This is a genomic window from Baekduia sp. (assembly GCF_035318805.1).
Classification (GTDB): domain Bacteria; phylum Actinomycetota; class Thermoleophilia; order Solirubrobacterales; family Solirubrobacteraceae; genus Baekduia.
Window position 1 is genome coordinate 181882 of the sequence record NZ_DATHDY010000010.1, and the last position, 17534, is coordinate 199415.

The 17534-nt window shown below is 73.0% G+C and carries 20 protein-coding genes and 1 tRNA gene; 5 read left to right on the top strand and 16 right to left on the bottom strand.

The window, feature by feature from the left end; all coding sequences use genetic code 11:
* Positions 1-32 precede the first annotated feature (32 nt).
* Positions 33-105: transfer RNA gene (locus VK501_RS01840), tRNA-His, on the bottom strand.
* Positions 106-192: 87 nt separating this feature from the next.
* Here VK501_RS01840 and VK501_RS01845 point away from each other — a divergent pair.
* Positions 193-978, top strand: a complete 786-nt coding sequence (locus VK501_RS01845; protein ID WP_324334041.1) for a DUF892 family protein — start codon at positions 193-195, stop codon at positions 976-978.
* Between the two features lie 61 nt (positions 979-1039).
* On the opposite strand, the gene VK501_RS01850 is transcribed toward VK501_RS01845, so the two are convergent.
* The 4 genes from VK501_RS01850 to VK501_RS01865 form a co-directional block, all read right to left on the bottom strand.
* Entirely contained in the window at positions 1040-1699 is a 660-nt protein-coding gene (locus VK501_RS01850) for an HAD hydrolase-like protein (RefSeq protein WP_324334043.1), read from the bottom strand.
* A gap of 4 nt (positions 1700-1703) precedes the next feature.
* Positions 1704-2660 carry a hypothetical protein gene (locus VK501_RS01855; RefSeq protein WP_324334045.1) on the bottom strand — a complete coding sequence of 319 codons (957 nt, stop codon included), beginning with the start codon at positions 2658-2660 and terminating at the stop codon, positions 1704-1706.
* Between the two features lie 54 nt (positions 2661-2714).
* Positions 2715-3860: a hypothetical protein gene (locus tag VK501_RS01860; RefSeq protein WP_324334047.1), complete on the bottom strand. Its 1146-nt coding sequence runs from the start codon at positions 3858-3860 to the stop codon at positions 2715-2717.
* Between the two features lie 69 nt (positions 3861-3929).
* Complete coding sequence (locus tag VK501_RS01865; RefSeq protein ID WP_324334049.1) at positions 3930-4124, bottom strand: hypothetical protein; 195 nt, start codon at positions 4122-4124, stop codon at positions 3930-3932.
* 82 nt (positions 4125-4206) lie between these two features.
* Here VK501_RS01865 and VK501_RS01870 point away from each other — a divergent pair, with 82 nt between their 5' ends.
* The 4 genes from VK501_RS01870 to VK501_RS01885 all read left to right on the top strand — a co-directional run bounded on the left by VK501_RS01870 (position 4207) and on the right by VK501_RS01885 (position 6268).
* Entirely contained in the window at positions 4207-4740 is a 534-nt protein-coding gene (locus VK501_RS01870) for an HNH endonuclease signature motif containing protein (protein WP_324334051.1), read from the top strand.
* Between the two features lie 33 nt (positions 4741-4773).
* Positions 4774-4932: a hypothetical protein gene (locus VK501_RS01875; protein ID WP_324334053.1), complete on the top strand. Its 159-nt coding sequence runs from the start codon at positions 4774-4776 to the stop codon at positions 4930-4932.
* Positions 4933-5002: 70 nt separating this feature from the next.
* Positions 5003-5827: a pyridoxamine 5'-phosphate oxidase family protein gene (locus VK501_RS01880; protein ID WP_324334055.1), complete on the top strand. Its 825-nt coding sequence runs from the start codon at positions 5003-5005 to the stop codon at positions 5825-5827.
* Between the two features lie 51 nt (positions 5828-5878).
* On the top strand, positions 5879-6268 hold the full coding sequence (locus VK501_RS01885) for a response regulator (protein WP_324334057.1): 390 nt from the start codon (positions 5879-5881) through the stop codon (positions 6266-6268).
* Between the two features lie 83 nt (positions 6269-6351).
* Here VK501_RS01885 and VK501_RS01890 read toward each other — a convergent pair whose 3' ends face one another.
* The 11 genes from VK501_RS01890 to VK501_RS01940 are packed head-to-tail and all read right to left on the bottom strand — an operon-like array spanning position 6352 to position 17533.
* Positions 6352-7440: a HoxN/HupN/NixA family nickel/cobalt transporter gene (locus tag VK501_RS01890; protein WP_324334059.1), complete on the bottom strand. Its 1089-nt coding sequence runs from the start codon at positions 7438-7440 to the stop codon at positions 6352-6354.
* Positions 7437-9773 carry a carbamoyltransferase HypF gene (gene hypF, locus VK501_RS01895; protein WP_324334061.1) on the bottom strand — a complete coding sequence of 779 codons (2337 nt, stop codon included), beginning with the start codon at positions 9771-9773 and terminating at the stop codon, positions 7437-7439. Before hypF ends, VK501_RS01890 begins: the two co-directional genes overlap by 4 nt.
* The gene (locus tag VK501_RS01900; RefSeq protein WP_324334063.1) at positions 9770-10963 is read right to left on the bottom strand and encodes an SIS domain-containing protein; all 1194 of its coding nucleotides are present in this window, start codon (positions 10961-10963) and stop codon (positions 9770-9772) included. Before VK501_RS01900 ends, hypF begins: the two co-directional genes overlap by 4 nt.
* Entirely contained in the window at positions 10960-11652 is a 693-nt protein-coding gene (gene hypB / locus VK501_RS01905) for a hydrogenase nickel incorporation protein HypB (protein ID WP_324334065.1), read from the bottom strand. Before hypB ends, VK501_RS01900 begins: the two co-directional genes overlap by 4 nt.
* Positions 11640-11993 carry a hydrogenase maturation nickel metallochaperone HypA gene (gene hypA / locus VK501_RS01910; RefSeq protein ID WP_324334067.1) on the bottom strand — a complete coding sequence of 118 codons (354 nt, stop codon included), beginning with the start codon at positions 11991-11993 and terminating at the stop codon, positions 11640-11642. Before hypA ends, hypB begins: the two co-directional genes overlap by 13 nt.
* Positions 11993-12505 carry a hydrogenase maturation protease gene (locus VK501_RS01915; RefSeq protein WP_324334069.1) on the bottom strand — a complete coding sequence of 171 codons (513 nt, stop codon included), beginning with the start codon at positions 12503-12505 and terminating at the stop codon, positions 11993-11995. The genes hypA and VK501_RS01915 overlap by 1 nt, the downstream gene beginning before the upstream one ends.
* The gene (locus VK501_RS01920; RefSeq protein WP_324334071.1) at positions 12502-13608 is read right to left on the bottom strand and encodes a hypothetical protein; all 1107 of its coding nucleotides are present in this window, start codon (positions 13606-13608) and stop codon (positions 12502-12504) included. Before VK501_RS01920 ends, VK501_RS01915 begins: the two co-directional genes overlap by 4 nt.
* Positions 13605-14249 (bottom strand): DUF6084 family protein, encoded by a 645-nt coding sequence (locus VK501_RS01925; protein ID WP_324334073.1) that lies wholly within the window; start codon positions 14247-14249, stop codon positions 13605-13607. The genes VK501_RS01920 and VK501_RS01925 overlap by 4 nt, the downstream gene beginning before the upstream one ends.
* Positions 14246-14902 carry a DUF5947 family protein gene (locus VK501_RS01930; protein ID WP_324334075.1) on the bottom strand — a complete coding sequence of 219 codons (657 nt, stop codon included), beginning with the start codon at positions 14900-14902 and terminating at the stop codon, positions 14246-14248. Before VK501_RS01930 ends, VK501_RS01925 begins: the two co-directional genes overlap by 4 nt.
* The gene (locus VK501_RS01935; protein WP_324334077.1) at positions 14899-15756 is read right to left on the bottom strand and encodes a NifU family protein; all 858 of its coding nucleotides are present in this window, start codon (positions 15754-15756) and stop codon (positions 14899-14901) included. The genes VK501_RS01930 and VK501_RS01935 overlap by 4 nt, the downstream gene beginning before the upstream one ends.
* Before the next feature lies 1 nt (position 15757).
* On the bottom strand, positions 15758-17533 hold the full coding sequence (locus VK501_RS01940; protein WP_324334079.1) for a nickel-dependent hydrogenase large subunit: 1776 nt from the start codon (positions 17531-17533) through the stop codon (positions 15758-15760).
* Between the last annotated feature and the right edge of the window lies 1 nt (position 17534).

Consider the following 17534-nt stretch of genomic DNA (forward strand, 5'->3'; position numbering starts at 1 on the left):
GCGAAAAGCCCCGTCAACCGGGGCCTCTCGAGGGTGAGCGACGGGACTCGAACCCGCGACCGCCTGGACCACAACCAGGAGCTCTACCAACTGAGCTACGCCCACCACGTGGCGGGAAGCAGTGTAGACGTTCCGGAGTCCGGGAACTGCCTCGGCGTACGCAATCGTCCCCGAGGAGGAGCCTTCACCACCATGGCCGCTGAGCCGAGCACCAGAGAAGCCAAGCTGATCCAGTACCTCAACGAGGCCTACGGCAAGGAGAAGGAGCTCGAGACGGCGCTCAAGGCGCACATCTCCATGACCACGCGCGACGCCTACAAGAAGCGCCTGCGTGAGCACCTGAAGGAGACCCAGCAGCAGGCCAAGGGCCTGGAGCGACGCATCAAGCAGCTCGGCGGCAAGGCCGAGAAGCTGGACATCCCCGGCCCCGACGTCGCCGCCGAGGCGGCCGGCAAGGCGGTCGCCGCGGCCAAGAAGGGCGTCGCGCTTGCACAGGGTCAGCTGCACCTGATCCGCGGCAGCGGCGAGGCGGAGAAGCAGCTGAAGAACGCCAAGACCGAGCTCTCCCAGGAGTTCGAGGAGATAGGCAACTACCTCGCGATCGAGGAGCTGGCGGCAGCGCTCAACGACCGCGACACGTCGAAGCTCGCCAAGGAGTTCCGCCGGCAGGAGGAGCGCATGGCGAACTTCCTGCAGAAGCTGATCCCGCAGCTGGCCAAGCAGGTCGCGCGCGAAGCGGTCCCCGCGCGCGAGCGCAAGCCTTCGACGAACGGCGCTGCCCGACCGGCCGCGCGGCGTGCGAGCCCCAACGGCTCGGCGTCCTCGTCCCGCGCCTCGAGCTCCCGCGCCAAGCCCGCTGCGTCCCGCCCCAAGCCGGGCGCTTCGCGTGCCGGGCCGGCGTCCGCCAGCAGCTCTCGCGCCACCACGGCGTCGTCCTCCCGCGCGAAGCCCGCCTCCTCGCCCAGCCGCAAGTCCTAGCACTACTCCACGGCACGGCGGCGGCGCCCTCGCGCCGCCGCCGCTCCGCCTACGCCTACGCCTACGCCCCGAACAGCTCGGGCAGGTCGCTCGGCTCCTCGACCAGCACGAGCGCGCCCGCCTCGCGCAGCTCGCGCTCGCTGCCGATGCCCCACAGCACCCCGACGCACGGCAGGTCGTGTGCCCGCGCGCCGAGCACGTCGAACTTGCGGTCGCCGACCATCACGGCCCGCCGCGCGTGCGGCAGGCCCTCCAGCGCCCGGGCGATCGTCAGCGACTTCGCCTCGTCGCGGGCCTGCAGCGACGGCCCGTGGATCGCCTGGAAGTACCGCCGCAGCCCGAGCTGCTCCAGCAGCGGCTCGGCCAGGGCCTGGGACTTGGACGTCGCCACCACCAGCGGCATGACCACCGCGAGCTGCTCGAGCGCCTCGGCCATGCCCGGGAACACCGCGCTCTCGGCCACCGCAGTCGCCCGGTACCGCGCGCGGTAGGACAGCACCAGCCCCTCGACCACGTCCTCCCCCGCCCCCGCCTCGGCCGCCAGCGTCGCGAAGGTCCGGTGCAGCGGCGGCCCGAGGAACGGGTGCAGCTCTCCATCCGGCCGCTCGGGCAGTCCGTGCTCGGCGAGCGCCGCGTTCATGGAGCGCGTGAACGCGGTCCGGGAGTCGACGAGGACGCCGTCGAGGTCGAAGAGCACTGCGTCGGTGCCGGAGAGATCCATCGAGCTACTGCTTCCTGACGGAGTAGCGCCGGACCGTCGCGCCGGCGCCTTCGGGGATGGTGAAGTACGAACGGCCGTCGCGGCTGAGCGCCAGCGACTCGCCCTGGCCCTCGCGCGAGAGGCCTGCACGGCCCGTGCACGGCGTGCGCTTCAGGGTCGCCGCCAGCGACGCGCCCGGGATTCGCGCCCAGGCATACAGCGCGCCATACGTTCGGATCGCGACCGTGCGCCCGTCGCCGCTGACGTCTCCGGCCGTGGCCAGGCCGCCCAGTCCGAGGCGCAGCGAGCCGGTCCGCCGCAGCGTCTGCTCGGAGGAAGGCGTCCCGCTCTCCGGCACGCGCGCCGCGTACACGCCCGAGCGGCCGTCGAGCTGCTTGGTGACGATCACCAGCTCGCCCGTGCGCGGGTCGGCGAGCAGGGTCTCGGCGTCGTGCGCGCCGTCCGGGTAGCGCAGGCGCAGCCGCGTGGCCGGGGCGGTCGACGTGGGGTTCGACGACAACTTGGGCTCCGCAACGCGGTAGACGTCGACGCTCTCGCGGGCCGCCCGGTTGTCGCCGATGTCGGCCAGCAACAGGCTGCCGCCGGGTCCGGCGGCGATGTCCTCCCAGTCGACGGCCTCGGCGCTCGCGACCTCGAGCGACGCGATGAGCGACCCGTCGGTGCGCAGCGCGAAGACGCGCGCGCGATCGCCCGAGTCGTTGTTCGCCCACAGCACGCCCAGCTGGTCGGGACTGCGCACGAGGCCGGAGATCTCGGTCGCCTCCGGCGTCCCGACCTTCCCGGTCGCGGTGACCGCCAGCGGGCCGCAGATCGCCAGACGCGCCGGCGCCTCGGCGCCATCGCGAACACTCGTCGACGTCGCGGTTCCCGTCGCGTCCCCGCCCCCGCACGCTGCCACCAGCACCACTGCGGCGACGAGCGCCAGCAGGCCGGGATGCGGAGGACGAAGAAGGTGCGACACGCGAGGTCGGCACCCTAGAGGATCGATGCGCGATCGTCGGTCAGTGCCCGCGGGCTACTTGTGCCCCTCGACGGCCGTGCGCTTGGCGGAGAACCGCTTGACCGGCAGCGTGCGGAGGTTGCCGGCGGTGTCGCGCACCCTGGTCACGAGCGCGAGCTTGATGGTCTTGGCCTTGCTGATGCGGCTCTTGCCGGCCTGGCTGAGCTTGACCCTGACCTTCACCGCGCCCGGCTTCGTGGCGAGCGCGCGGCCCTTGCCCAGGACCGTCGGCTTGTTGGCCTTCTTCTTGGACTTGGCGGCCTTCGTGGCGGTGGGCAGCGTGGCGCCGTCGTCGAGGTACAACGTCTGCTCGACGGTGCCCGGCTCGTCGACCACGACCGACGTCGTGAGCGCCCCGGCGCTGAGCGCGCGGAAGGCGGCGGCGGGCGTGAACAGCGCCTTGGGCGCCGCCAGCTTCGCGGCGGGCGGCCGGCGGTCGGGCGCGACCGGCGCCGGGTCGCCCGGCGTGGCCGGAGGGGCGCTCGGGCTCGGCGGCACCGCCTCCGCCGGCGCGACGCCCGCCGGAGCCGCGGGCGCGTCGGGCGGGCACGCGCCCACCTTGCGCGAGAAGCTCGAGTAGACCGTCAAGTTGGGGTTGATGGCTCGCGTCTGGCTGGCGAGCACGCGCCATGCGGCGCCGAGGGAGTGCGGAAACGTGCCGGCGAACGTGTCGCCCGACGCGCTCGTGATCGTGGCGGGCACGGTCTCGTTGCGCGCGTCGTACGTGCCGTAGAAGATCGTCGCGCCGGCGTCCATGACCGCGTCGGGATCCCGGGTTCCGGAGACCAGCGCCGTCGCGCCGCAGACCGCCGCGTCGAACGTCGGCCGGCCGGAGATGATGGTGTTGTAGGTGTCGCTGGTCACCGTGTCGGTGAGCCGCAGCTCGTCGCCGGCCTGCGGGACGACGCGCACCTCGGTCCCGCTCACGCCCGATCCCGAGGCGATGGCCACGCCGCCGCGGATCAGCTCGAGCACCACGGGGTTCTGCGCGTCCTGGTAGCCCTGGACGAGGCCGGAGATCGCCCCCTGCTGGTCGACCGCGGTCGAGCTGTTGAGGAACGTACCGGCGAACGCGGGAGCGGCCGGCGCGACGCCGAGCGCGGCGGTCACCGCCAGCAGGGTTCCGGCACGGCGTGCCCGGCGCGCGGAGTCGAGAGCCATGGGCTGGCTCTCGGCACGTCAGCGGCGCGCTTGAGGGCTGCAGCGCCTGCGCCGTCCGGTACCGGACGCTCAGCGGCGCCGCCCGAACCCGTAGCCCGACCCGATGTCCCGCCAGATCTCGGCCTCGCGCGCGGCGGCGACACGCTCGGGCGCGTTGTCGGCCTCGCGGCGCAGCTCGCGCCGGAACGCGCGCACCTGCCGCTCGATCCGCCGCTCGTCGGCGGGCAGGCGCAGTTCGCGGAGGCGTGCGGAGACGAACCGCATGGCTCCGTCAACGGTACGCCTCGGCTGCGCCGGTGGCAACGGCGCTTGCACGCCGTCGGGGCCGCCGCCTAGCGTCCCGTCCATGCTGAGGGAGGCCAAGAACGCCGCCTGGGCGGTGAGCGGCCACTGGTTCCGGCGGCGCCATGTGTTCACGTGCGGCAGGCTCGTCGCCGCCCGCGGGCTGCGGCCGGCCGAGCACGCCGAGCTGGAGCTGGCCCAGCGCGACGCCGCCGTCGAGGTCCTCCACGCGCCCGGCGAGCGGACCTACTGGTGGTGCATGGACCGCTTCTTCTGGGAGGACGCCGGCCTCGCCGCGCCCGACGTCTTCGCCCTGGTCTACGAGCGCCACGTGCGGACGCAGCGCCGGCTGGAGCGCGCCCGCGCGACGGTCGCGCTCGGCCAGGCGCCGGCCGCGCCGCGCCGCGAGGGCATCCCGCGCGACGTCCGGCTCGCCGTCTGGGAGCGCGACGGCGGCGCCTGCGTCCAGTGCGCGGCCACGTTCGAGCTGCAGTTCGACCACGTCATCCCGGTCGCGCTGGGCGGAGCCGCGACGGCCGACAACCTCCAGGTCCTGTGCGGCACCTGCAACCGCACGAAGGGCGCGAGCCTCGGCTAGCCGCCTCGCGCGCGTACGCGTCAACCTGTGGGGATGAGCGAGGAGACGGTGCTGTGGTCGATGACGTGCGGGGCGTGCGACCACGAGTGGATGCAGACGACCCCCGACGGCTCCGATCCGGCGGCTGAGGAGATCGAGTGCCCGGCGTGCGGCAGCACGCTGCTGGACGCCGCGTACGTCGGCAAGACGTAGAAGGCGTGTAAGGGATCGCGCGGCACCGCCGACCGATGAGTTTCCGGTACGGCGCCCGTCTAACCAGGTGATGACCCGCGACGGCACGGACCGCGAGCCCCTCTCCTTCCTCGGAAGGGGCGTTCCTGCCGCGTTTCAGTCGCGCACCGTCACGATCCCCGCCGGTGCCTCCCGAGCGTACGTCGAGGCGGAGTGGCACGACGCGATCGTCGTGCTCGAGTCGGGCGAGCTCGAGGTCGAGTGCGTCCGCGGAGGCCGCCGCCGGTTCGAGCGCGGCGCGGTCATGTGCTTCGTCGGGCTCGCGCTGCGCACGCTGTACAACCTCGGCCCGGAGACCGCCGTCCTGGTCGCGGTGTCGCGGAGGCCGGGCGCTCCCGCGACCGACGGCGCCGCCGCCTGGCCCGCCGACCGGCCCGAGCTGCGCACGCTCGCGCAGGACATCGTCGATGCCAACGCCTACATGACGCTCGGCACGGCCGACAGCGACGGGCGCCCCTGGGTCTCCCCCGTCTTCTTCGTGGCCGCTGCGTACGCCGAGCTGTTCTGGGTCTCGTCCCAGGACGCGCGCCACTCGCGCAACCTCGCGGTGCGGCCGGAGATCAGCCTCGTGATCTTCGACTCACGGGCACCGCTCGGCACCGGCCAGGCCGTCTACGTCGAGGCGGTCGCCGAGGAGCTGACCGGCGCGGCGCTCGACGACGGCATCGAGGTCTTCTCCCGTGGTTCGGTGGCGCGCGGCGCCCAGGCGTGGACGCGCGAGGACGTCGTCGCGCCGGCGCCCCACCGCCTGTACCGCGCGACCGCTCTGGAGCACTCGGTGCTCGACCCCGGCGGGCATTCGGTCGGCGGGCGCACGACGGACCTCCGGGCGGCGGTCGCGATCCAGCCGCCGTAGCGGACAGCGTCCGTGCGGCGACACATGCCACGGACTACCGTGCAAGGCGTCTTGAGCGATCCCGTGAGCGTGATCCTGGTGGAGGACAGCCTGCCGATGCGGCAGCTGCTGGTCGCCTACCTCGAACGGCAGGACGAGGTCCGCGTGGTCGGCGTGGCGGAGACCGGCGAGGAGTTCCGCGCCCTCATCGACGAGCAGGCGCCCGATGCGGTCGTGCTGGATCTGGGGCTCCCTGACAGCCGCGGCCTCGACCTCCTGCTGCACATCCAGGCGACGAGCCCCTCGACCGCCGTGGTGGTGTTCTCGGGCGACTCGGTGAGCCGCCGCGGCGGCGCGATGACGATGCTCGGCGCCGACGCGTTCGTCGAGAAGCCCGACGTCCAACTGCTGCACCGCACGATCGTCGACGCCGTCGCGCGGCGCCGCCGCGGCACCCACTAGGAGCGTGGGTCGCGAACCGCCGCGGGTTTCGCCCCCTGGGCGAAGACCCGCAAGGGAACCTGGCCCTCTGGGCCAGTGTACCCCTAGGTCTTCCTGACGCTCAGCGCCCAGCGCTCCTCGATGCGGCCGAAGCGCCACACGGCGACCGCGACCGCCCAGGTCGCCACGAACAGGCCGACGATGAGGTAGCCGACGACGTTGAGGTCGAGGTTGGCGACCGCGTCCCACAGACCGCCGGTCAGGCTGAGCTTCTCGGCGAAGACCGACAGGAGCTCGATCGAGCCGATCATGAGCGCCACCGCGACCGACAGCCCCGTGATCGTGATGTTGTAGTAGATCTTGCGCAGCGGGTTCGAGAACGCCCAGCCGTAGGCGAAGTTCATGAACGCGCCGTCGATGGTGTCCAGCAGCGACATGCCGGCCGCGAAGAGGATCGGCAGGCAGATGATCGCGTAGAACGGCAGGCCGCTCGCCGCGGCGCCGCCCGCCAGGACCAGGAGCGCGACCTCGGTGGCCGTGTCGAAGCCGAGCCCGAACAGCACGCCGAGCGGGTACATGTGCCACGGCTTGCGCACCGCACGGGTCGCGCGGCCGTAGAAGCGGTTCATGAACCCGCGGGCCGCGAGCTGGTCCTCGAGCTCCTGCTCGTCGAAGTCGCCGCGCCGCATGCGGCGGAAGATCCCGACGATGCTGACGAGGATCACGAGGTTCAGCACACCGATGAGGAACAGAAACGACCCGGACACGGCGGGCCCCACGACGCCGGTCGCCTGATGCAGCGTCGAGCCGTCGTCCTGCACCGCCCCGCTCAGCCCGCGGATGCCCAGCACGACGAGCAGGCCGAGGACGAACACGATCGTCGAGTGCCCGAGCGAGAAGAAGAACCCGACGCTCAGCGGCCGCTGGCCCTCGCTCATGAGCTTGCGCGTGGTGTTGTCGATGGCGCCGATGTGGTCGGCGTCGAACGCGTGGCGCAGGCCCAAGGTGTAGGCGGTGATCCCGACGCCCAGGCCGAACGCGCCCTCCCCGCCCAGCGAGTAGCCGTGGGGCACGACGAGGACCAGCAGGATGAAGAAGCCGACGACGTGCAGGCCCACCACCACGGTCGCGAGCGCCGCCGCACGCCGCCACTCCTGGGGCGTCAGCGCCGCGCGGATCCGCTGCATCCTCATGCTCGCTCCCTCCGGTGGTCGCCGGCCGCCGCCGCGGCGATCGCGGCCTGACCATACGAGATCCCACCGTCGTTGCACGGCAGGCGCTCGGGGATCAACACCCGCAGCCCGCGCCGGGACAGGCGCGCATGGGTCGCCTCGAGCAGCAGGCGGTTCTGGAACACGCCGCCCGACAGCACGACGCGATCGGTGCCCGCACGCTGCGCCGCGACGGCGCACGCGCCCGCCGTCGCCTCTGCCACGCCGTGGTGGAAGCGTGCCGCCACGGCGCCGGCCGGCACGCCGGCGGCCACGTCGGCGGCGACGGCGCGGATCGCCGGCCGCCCGTCCAGGATCAGGTCCTCGTCGAACGGCAACGGGTAGGGCGGGTGCTCGGCCCGATCGGCGAGCGCCTCGAGCTCGACGGCCGCCTGCCCCTCGTAGCGGACCGTCTCGCGCACGCCGCACAGCGCCGCCACCGCGTCGAACAGCCGGCCCATGCTCGTCGTGGCCGGCGCGGCGAAGCCGGTGCGGGCCATCCGCGCCACGGCCGCCCAGCGGCGCGGGTCGACGTCGCCGGCCAGCGCAGCAGGGATCGCGGGCGGGGCGTCGTCGTCGCGCTCCTGGGCCCCGGCCGCGACGAGCCACGCGCACGCCATCCGCCACGGCTCGGCCACCGCCCGGTCGCCCCCGGGGAGCGCGACGCCGAGCAGGTGTCCGGCGCGTGCGAAGCCGCGCGCGTCGCCGACCAGCAGCTCGCCGCCCCAGACCGTCTCGTCGGTCCCCATGCCGCTGCCGTCGTAGATCGCGCCGACCGCCGGCCCGTCGACGCCGTGCTCGGCCAGGCACGCTGCCAGGTGGGCGTGGTGGTGCTGCACGGCGAGCGTCGCGACGCCCTCGCGCTCCAGCGCGTAGACGGTCGAGCGGTAGTCGGGATGGAGGTCGTGCACGACGAGCTCTGGGCGCACCGCGAAGAGGCGCTCGAAGTGCGCGACGCCCTCGACGAACGAGTCGAGTACGGACGCATCCTGCAGGTCGCCGAGGTGGTGGCCGACCCAGGCGCGCCCGTCGCGGGCGACGCAGAACGTGCTCTTCAGCTCGGCGCCGCAGGCCAGCAGCGGGCGATCGACGTCGGGGAGCGGCAGGCTCTCCGGCACGAGCCCGCGGGACCGCCGCAGCACCCGCGGCCGCCCCGCCGCGACGCGGACGACCGAGTCGTCGGTGCGCACGTGGATCGGCCGGTCGTGGACGAGGAACGCGTCGGCGATCGGCCCCAGCCGCGCGCCCGCGTCGGCATCGCGGTAGGCGATCGGCTCGTCGGAGACGTTGCCGCTGGTGAGGACCAGCGCGCAGCCGGCGTCGGCCAGCAGGAGGTGGTGCAGCGGCGCGTACGGGAGCATCACGCCCAGCTCGCGCGAGCGCGGCGCGACGGCGGCGGCCACGCGCGCGCCCGGGCGGCGCGGCGCGAGCACGATCGGCCGGACGTGGCCGGTCAGCAGGCGCTCCTCCTGGGCGCCGAGGTCGACCAGCGCCCTCGCGGCGTCGAGGTCGCCGACCATCAGCGCGAACGGCTTGTCCTCGCGGTGCTTGCGCGCGCGGAGCGCCGCGACAGCCGATTCGTCGTCGGCGCGGCAGGCCAGGTGGTAGCCGCCGATGCCCTTGACCGCGACGATCGCGCCCGCGCGCAGCAGCGCCGCGGCGGCGGCCACCGCGTCGATGGCGCCGGGCGGCACGGCGGCGCCGACGAGGCGCGCGTGCGGCCCGCAGTCGGGGCAGGCGTTGGGCTGCGCGTGGAAGCGGCGGTCGCGCGGGTCGTCGTACTCGGCCTGGCACGCGGCGCACATCGCGAAGCCCGCCATCGTCGTCAGCGGCCGGTCGTAGGGGACGTCGCGCACGATCGTGAACCGCGGCCCGCAGTGGGTGCAGGTGATGAACGGATAGCGGTACCGGCGGTCGGCGGGGTCCCGGAGCTCGGCCAGGCAGGCGTCGCAGGTCGCGCCGTCGACCGAGACCAGCGCGTCCGGCGCGCCGGCCGGATCGCTGGGGACGATCGCGAAGTCGCGGGCACCGGCCACCGGAACGTCGCGGACGCTCACGGACTCCACGCGCGCCAGCGGCGGCGCCCGCGACGGCAGGTCCTCCAGGAACCGCTGCACCGCCTCGGGCGCGCCCTCGACCTCGACGAACACGCCGTGAACGTCGTTGCCGACCAACCCCGCGAGCCCGTGCTCGTCGGCCAGGAGGAACACGTAGGGCCGGAACCCGACGCCCTGCACGACGCCGTGGACCCGCACCGCCACGCGGCGCGCGGCGCGGGTCGACGGCGCGCGGGCATGGGCCGCGTGGAGCGTCACGCGCCGGACTCCTCGATCAGCTCGCGCAGCACGTGCCAGGCGCTGGCCTGCGCCTCCTGGATCCGCGGGATGTGCTCGGAGCGCGTGACGACGATGTGGTCGGCGAGGTGCTCGGCGGCGATGCGGCCGCCGTCGTAGCCGACGAACGCGACCGTGGCCAGGCCGCGGCGCCGGCCCTCGGCCAGCGCGGCGACGATGTTGATGGAGTTGCCGCTCGTCGAGAGCGCCAGCAGCGCGTCGCCGGGGCCGCCGTAGGCGATCACCTGCCGCGCGAAGATCGCCTCGGTGCCGATGTCGTTGGCGATCGCGGTGATGATCGACGAGTCCTCGGTGAGGTCGAGCGCCCGGCGCGCCGGCCACCGGCGCTCCGCCGGCGGCTCGCGCAGGTCGGCGACCGCGTCCATCGCGTCGGTCGCCGAGCCACCGTTGCCCAGCGCCAGCACCGTCCCGCCCGCGTCCAGGCGCGCCCGGAGCGCCGCCGCCGTGTCGCGCAACGCCGCGCGGCCCTCGCCCAGCGTCTGGGCCCGCAGCTCCCCGACCTCGCGCGCCTTGAGCAGGATCGACGCGCCGACGTCGGCCAGCACGGCCGCGAGATCCGTCTCGCCCTCGGCCAGGAACGGGTACAGGAAGCTCGATGCGCCCGCGTCGTGCACCGGCCCGGCGTCGCGCCCCTCCAGCAGCCCGCGGTGCTCGAAGAACACGTGGACGAGCTCCCACAGCACGTGGTAGGCGGTCTCGCACAGCTCCTGCGCGACGAACGGGTCGCCGTCCGGAGGCCAGAGCTCGCACTCGGCGCCGACCGGCGCGAAGGCCAGCGTCAGGCACCCGCGCGCCCGGGCCGCCGCCACCGCCTCCTCCACGCGCCGACCGGCCCCGAACGCGATCGCGATGTCGTCGCCACCGGCCAGCAGCCCGACCTCCTCCGGTGCCAGCCCCAGCGCCGGCAGCGCCCGCTTGCCGACGATCACCGGGTGGACGAACTCCACGGCGACGTGGCGCACGTCGGAGCGATCGGCCGCCGACGCGCCGAACGCGATCAGCCGGCCGCCGCGCGCGAAGCGCTCCGCCATCCGATGGCAGAGCTGCGCGAGGCGTTGCGCCTCGGCCTCGAAGAAGCGCGCGTTCGCCCTCGTGCGCGCCGCCAGCAGCGTGCCGATCCGATCGACCTGCGCTCCGGCGGCGGGGTTCACGCGGGCGCCCCCACGCGTTCCGGCACCCGTCCCAGCCACGCCCGCAGCGCGTCGACGCCCTCGCCCGTGCGCGCGCTGACCTCCAGGTGCGCGACGCCCGGATGGACGGCGTCCAAGTGGTACAGGAAGCGCTCCAGGTCGAAGTCGACGTACGGCAGGAGGTCGATCTTGTTGATCACCACCAGCTCGCACGTCCGGAACATCAAGGGGTACTTGAGCGGCTTGTCGTCGCCCTCGGCGACCGAGGCCACCATGATGCGCGCGTCCTCCCCCACGTGGAACTCGGCGGGACAGACGAGGTTGCCGACGTTCTCGACGATCAGCAGGTCGAGATCGTCCAGCGGCAGCGCCGGCAGCGCCGACCGCACCATGTTGGCGTCGAGGTGGCACTCGCCGCCGAAGCCGCTGTCGGTGTTGAGCTGGACGACGGGCACGTGCAGGTGCGCGAGGCGATCGGCGTCCAGGCTGCCCTGCACGTCGCCCTCCAGCACGCCGACCCGTACGCCTTCCATCACGCCCCCACCCACCCGCAGCACCCGCTCCAGCAGCGTGGTCTTGCCGGCGCCCGGGGCGCTCATGAGGTTGACGACCGCCACGCCGGCGCGGTCGAAGTCGGCCCGGTTGGCGCGGGCGATCGTGTTGTTGGCGTCCAGCGCGTCCTCGACGACGCGGACCTTCACGCGGTGCATGCTGCGCCCTCCTCGACCTCGATCGACTCGACTTCCAGCTCGTCGCCGCTGAGCACCGCGACCGCGGAGCCGCCGCAGCCGGGGCAGCGGAACGCGGGGAGCTCGATCTCCCACTCGTCGCCGCACCCGTCGCAGCGCAGCCGCGCCGGCACGACCTCCCACGCGAGCCGCGCGCCCTCGCACACCGTCTCGCGCGTCACGATCCCGAACGCGAACTCCAGCGAGTCGGGGACCACCTGGCGCAACCGCCCGAACCGCACGCTCACCACCGTCACCCGCCGGCCACGCGCGTGGCGCACGGCGGTGTCGACGACGGCGGCGGCGATCGAGAACTCGTGCATCAGCGCTGATAGGCCGCGTCGGTGCGCAGTTCGTCGATCGTCTCGCCCACGAGCTGCAGCGCCCGCTCGACGGCGCCCTCGACCGCCGGGGTCAGCCCGAGGCCGACGTCGTCGACCTCGCCCGGCTCGCACCCGATGACGACGACCCGGCCCGAGAAGCCGCCGATCGCGCCGACGAAGCGCAGCACGGTCTGCGGGTCCATGCCGTGCGGGTTGATGACGTCGCCGTCCTCGATCGGTCCGCTCAAGTCCTCCATGAGCGGCTCCAACACGTACAACGTGCCGGGCTCGTTGCCCTGACGGCTGGCGTCGAGCAGGACGAGCGCGTCGTAGCCGCGCATGATCTCGTAGGCGAGGTCGAGGCCGCCGGTCCCGAAGTCCATCACCGTCACGCCCGACGGCAGCCCGCGGGCCTCCAGGCGGCGGGCGCATTCCGCGCCGAACGCGTCGTCCTGGAGCCAGGCGTTGCCGACGCCGGCGATCAGGATCTGCTTCTCGAGCTGCGGCGTCATGTCATGTCCTCCACCTCGTCGGGCTTGAAGTACAAGTACCGGCCGATGTCGCGCATGATGTCCTGGCCGGGGTCGTCGTCGACCGTCACGCAGAGGTGGACCGCGTCGTCGTAGTCGACGTAGATCCGCTCGATCGTCGCGCTGCGGCCCTCGAGCAGGTGGTCCTGGGCGTTGCGGTTGGCCTCCGGGCGCAGGACGACGTGGCCGCCGCGGCGAAACGACCGGCCGTCGACGGTGATCGTCTCCTCGCCGCGGATCTCGGCGTCGGCCTCCGACGCCGACGCCGCGGGCGCGGGCGCCGCCGGCGCCCGGTCGCGGACCTTGACCCGCCCGTGCAGGGCGATGATGTCGGCGGGCGTCGCGCTCACGGCCCGCTCGATCATCGTCCGCACCGCGGGGTCGGCCGTCGCCAGCTCCTCGCGCTCGCCGTCGCTCAGCGCCAGGACGTGGAGCAGCAGCGCCTCTTCGATCTCGGTGGAGTCGAAGAGCGAGCCGCGGCTCTCCGGGGCGATCTCGGGGTGGTCGGGAAGGATGATCGCCGCGCCGAGGATCGCGTCGTCCTGCGGCGTCGCGAGCACCGGGTAGGTGTTGACGTTGGCGCAGGTCATGACCGCGGTGGCCGCGTCCTCCGGCGGATCGATCGGCGACAGGAAGCGACCGCCGGGGCCGCAGCGCACCACCACGTGCGTCGACAGCAGCGCGAAGCCCAGCGCCGCCGTGCGGTCGAGGTCCTCGGCGACCTCGGTGGTGTTGCGCACCGCCACCGTGACGCGCATCAGCCCGCCGAAGTCCTCGGTGCCCATCGTCACGTGGCCGTGGACCGCGCCGAAGATGAACTCCACGTCGGCGCCCGGCACCACGTCGACCCGGCGCGCCTGGCCGGACTCGAGGAAGTGCACGGTCGCCCGGAGCTCGTCGGTCCCCGTCGCGATGCACTGCAGCTTCAGGCGCGCGAACCGGTGCGGGCTGCCGTCGGCGTGCGCGGCCGGGTAGACGATCCCGAACGGCGTCGGGGTCGCGTTCTTGGTCGCGCTCGGCGTGTACGGGTAGAGCTGATGGCCCTCCCAGAGCAGGGTGTCGACGAGCTCGTCGAGGTGGCTCATGCCAGCAGCCCCCGGACGGTGGCGTCGAAGCTGTGGTCGCCGCGCTGCGCCTTGCGCCGCGCGAGCGCGTCCAGCGTCTCGGTCTCCAGGCGCACCCAGCCGCCGCCCGGGTAGTACGCCGCCATGACGCGCTTCCACGCGTCGACCGGCATCCGCCACTTCGCCGTGCAGCTCCACGGCACCTGCGCCACCTGCAGGCGGTCGTGCTCGCCGGAGTACAGGACCATCCCGTTGAACAAGAACGTCAGCGGGACCTCTCCGCCGGGCACCGAGTAGAAGTACTTGCTCGCGGCGACCTCGAGGTCGTAGGTGCACGGCACGTCGACCGGGAACGACGTCGCGCCCGTGAAGCCCTTGACGAGCGTGTCGACGTGCGCCCAGCGGAAGACCTGCGTCGTCGAGGCCCAGCGCTCGGGCGTGCCGAACAGCTCGACGAGGCGCTCGCGCGTCGCGAGGTCGTACGCGCGCCGGGAGGGATCGATCTGGATCTGGGTCGACAGCGCGATCGTGTGGACCTCGCGGCCCAGCGGGTCGTCGACGTGCAGGTGGAAGCGCAGCGTCGGCGTGGCCGCGGCGGCGACCGGCTCGACGCCGAGCACCGAGAACGCGGGCTCGGTCGCGGGAAGGGCCTCGGCGGTCACGGCGCGGGCTCCCGTGCGCGGAGGTCGTCGAAGAACCCGGCGATCGCGGCATCGACGCCGTGGCCGCCGGTGATGCCCTGCCACTGCGACTTGATCAGGCCGACCAGCCGGTAGCACTGGTCGATCGGGGCGATCGCGTAGCGGTGCTCGGTCGCGGTCCGGTCGACGATGAGCGCCTCGATGTCGGGCTCGAGGCGCTCGAGGACGGGGTTGGCCGCGCAGAGCGCGTCCCAGGCATCGAGCTCGAGCTCGGACTCGGTCGCCCCCGCCGGACTCGGGTAGAGCGCGACGACCGTCCCGGTCACCGTGCTGCGCAGCAGGAAGGCCAGGCCGATCGGGATCTGGAACGCCGACCAGACCTCGTGCGACATCGCGAAGTCCTCCAGCCACAGCGTCCGTCCCCCGGGCGGGCGGAACTCCGGATCGCCCGAGCGCATCGACCAGCACGTCTCGCACACGCAGACGATCCGCCGCTGCACGAGGTGCAGCAGGTGGCGATGGTTCTCGCCGATGCCGATCGGGCACAGCTCGCAGTGCGCCGTCGACGCGGCGGCACGCGGGGCCGGCCGGTCGGCGGCCGTCCAGCCCTCCGGCCTGGTCGCCGCCCAGGCGGCCATGCGCCGCAGCCCCGCCGGGGACGTCGTGCCGCTCATCGCGGCCGCGCGACCCGCACCGGGCCGCCGTTGCGCAGCAGCGGGACGGGGCGCAGCTGCAGGGTGGCGTCGTCCAGGCAGCGCCCGGCCCGCGGCAGGTCGAACCGCAGCGAGCATCCGGCGCACGTCAGCATCCCGCCCAGCAGGGCGCCGCCGGTCAGCGGTGCTCCGCATCCGGCGCAGGCGTCGTGGTAGGCCAGCAGCGTGCCGGCGACGTTGGCGATCATCAGGCCGCCGGGTGGGCGGGCCGCATTCCCGGTCACCAGCAGGCCGCCGCCCGCCCCCACCATCCGGCCGCGCTCGAGTCCCGCGACGCCCTCCAGCTCGACCCACTCCACGTCGCCGGCCGGCTCGGCCCGGCGTGGCGCCGCCGCCACCACGCCCTCGACGTCGATGCCCAGCAGATCGGGCGCGGTCTCCTGCAGGGCGCGCTCGATCGCCAGCTCCAAGGTGCTCTGCGACGCCGCGCACCCGCTGCAGGATCCCTCCAGCCGCAGCCGCGCGACGCCGTCGGCGATGCCGAGCAGCTCGACGTCTCCGCCGTGGGACTCCAGGTACGGCCGCACGCTGTCCAGCGCCTCGCGCACGCGCGTCTCCACATCGATCGGATACAGGCCGTGGATCAGCATGAGGCTGGCCACGACCCCGTCCTCCGCGAGGTGCGCGCGCACCTCGGGCGCGAGCGCGGCGAAGATCCGCTCGAGCCCCTCGCCGTAGAGCTGGACGACCGCCGCCGCCAGATCGTCGGCCAGCTCGCGGGCGTCGGGGTCGGCCAGCTCCTCGACGCGCGCGGTCAGCTCCTCCACCCGAGCGACCAGGGCCTCCTCGGCCGACGCTGGGGCGACGCCGGCCACCTCAGCACATCCCCGTCGGCGTGTGCACCACCTTGCGCACCTTGCCCTTGCCGTACATGTGCACGCCGCACGGCAGGCACGGGTCGAAGCTGTGCACCGCCCGCATGATGTCGACGCCCTTGAACGTGTCGGGCCCGTTCTCCTCGAAGATCGGCGTGTTCTGCACCGCGTCCTCGTAGGGCCCCGGCGTCCCGTAGGTGTCGCGCGGGCTGCCGTTCCACGGCGTCGGCGGGTAGGGCTGGTAGTTGGCGATCTTGCCCTCCCGGATGACCATGTGGTGCGACAGCACGCCGCGGGCCGCCTCGTGGAAGCCGACCGAGATCGTGCTGTCCGGGACGGTGAAGTCGTTCCAGCTCTTCGTCCGCCCTGCGCGGATCTCGCCCTGCGCCCGCTCGAGGTTGTGCAGCGCCACGAGCGCCGAGTAGGCCTGGTGGTAGCTGCGCGCCCGCTGCCGCTCGATGGCGTTGGACCACGGTGGGATCTTCCACTCGAGCTCCATCTCCGGCATGAAGCCCGTCTTGGGCAGCACCATCTTGATGGACTCGCCCGTGGCCTTCAGGTAGCCGATGTCCACCAGGGCCGCCTTCGCCGTCACCCACTGGCGGGCGAACGGGCCGCCGCCGGTGTCGCTCGCCACGAACGTGTCGTTGCGCGCGTCGTACATGCGCGGCGAGGCGACCCACGAGTACTTGTCGGCGAAGTCGCGCGCCTGCGGCTTGGGCAGCGTCACCTTGTTCCACGGGTGGCGCTTGTCCACCGGGTTGCCGAGCGGGTCGCGGCTGACGAACGTCTCCTCGCTGGTCCAGTCGTCGAAGTACGACGAGCCGAGGAGGATGCGGATGGCGAGGTTGATCTCGACGAGGTCGGTGGTGATGAGCTCGCCCTTGAAGACCAGGCCCGGCGTGACGTAGCGGTGCCGGCCCCACTCGGTCATGGTCTTGTAGTTGTAGTCGACGTAGTCGGGGTCGTCGAAGCAGCCCCAGCAGATGATGTCGGTGTCGCGGTAGCCGACCCGCTCGTACCCCGGCAGCGCCTCGTAGAAGAAGTCGTAGAGGTCGTCGTGCATCGGGATGGACCGCTTGCAGTAGTCCATGTAGCGCATCAACCGCACGTAGTACTCCGTGCACGTCTGCTGGGTGATGTCCGCGCTGCAGCCGCCCGGCAGGATCGTCGACGGATGCGTGTGGCGCCCGCCGAACAGGCAGTACATCTCGCGCGTGTAGCGCGAGACCTGCAGGGTCTCCAGGTAGAAGTCACCGGTGAACGCGTTGAGCGCCCGCATGATGTCGGCGATCGTCTGGTAGCCGTGGACGCTGGAGTGCGGCGCGGGCGTGGTCTCGGCCCTGGCGAGCACCGCCGGGTTGGTCTCCTTGACCATCTGCTCGCTGTAGTCCACGTTGGCCATGCAGTCGTTGTAGATCGCATGGTCGAACATGAAGTCCGCCGACTCGGCGAGGTTGAACGCGAAGTCGCCGAGCTTGGGCGGCTTGACCGAGTAGGCCATGTTCTGGTTCAGGCACGAGCAGGTGCAGTGGTTGTCACCGCAGATGCCGCAGATCCGGCTCGTGATGAAGTGGGCGTCGCGCGGGTCGATGCCCTTCATGAAGATGTCGAAGCCGCGGAACAGCATCGACGTCGAGTAGCACTTCAGGACCTGCTGGTTGGTGAAGTCGATCTCGGTGTGGATGCCGAGCGACCCGACGATGCGGGTCACCGGATCCCACGACATCTCCTTGACGACGACCTTCTGCTCGCCAGGGACCTCTACGGTTGCCATC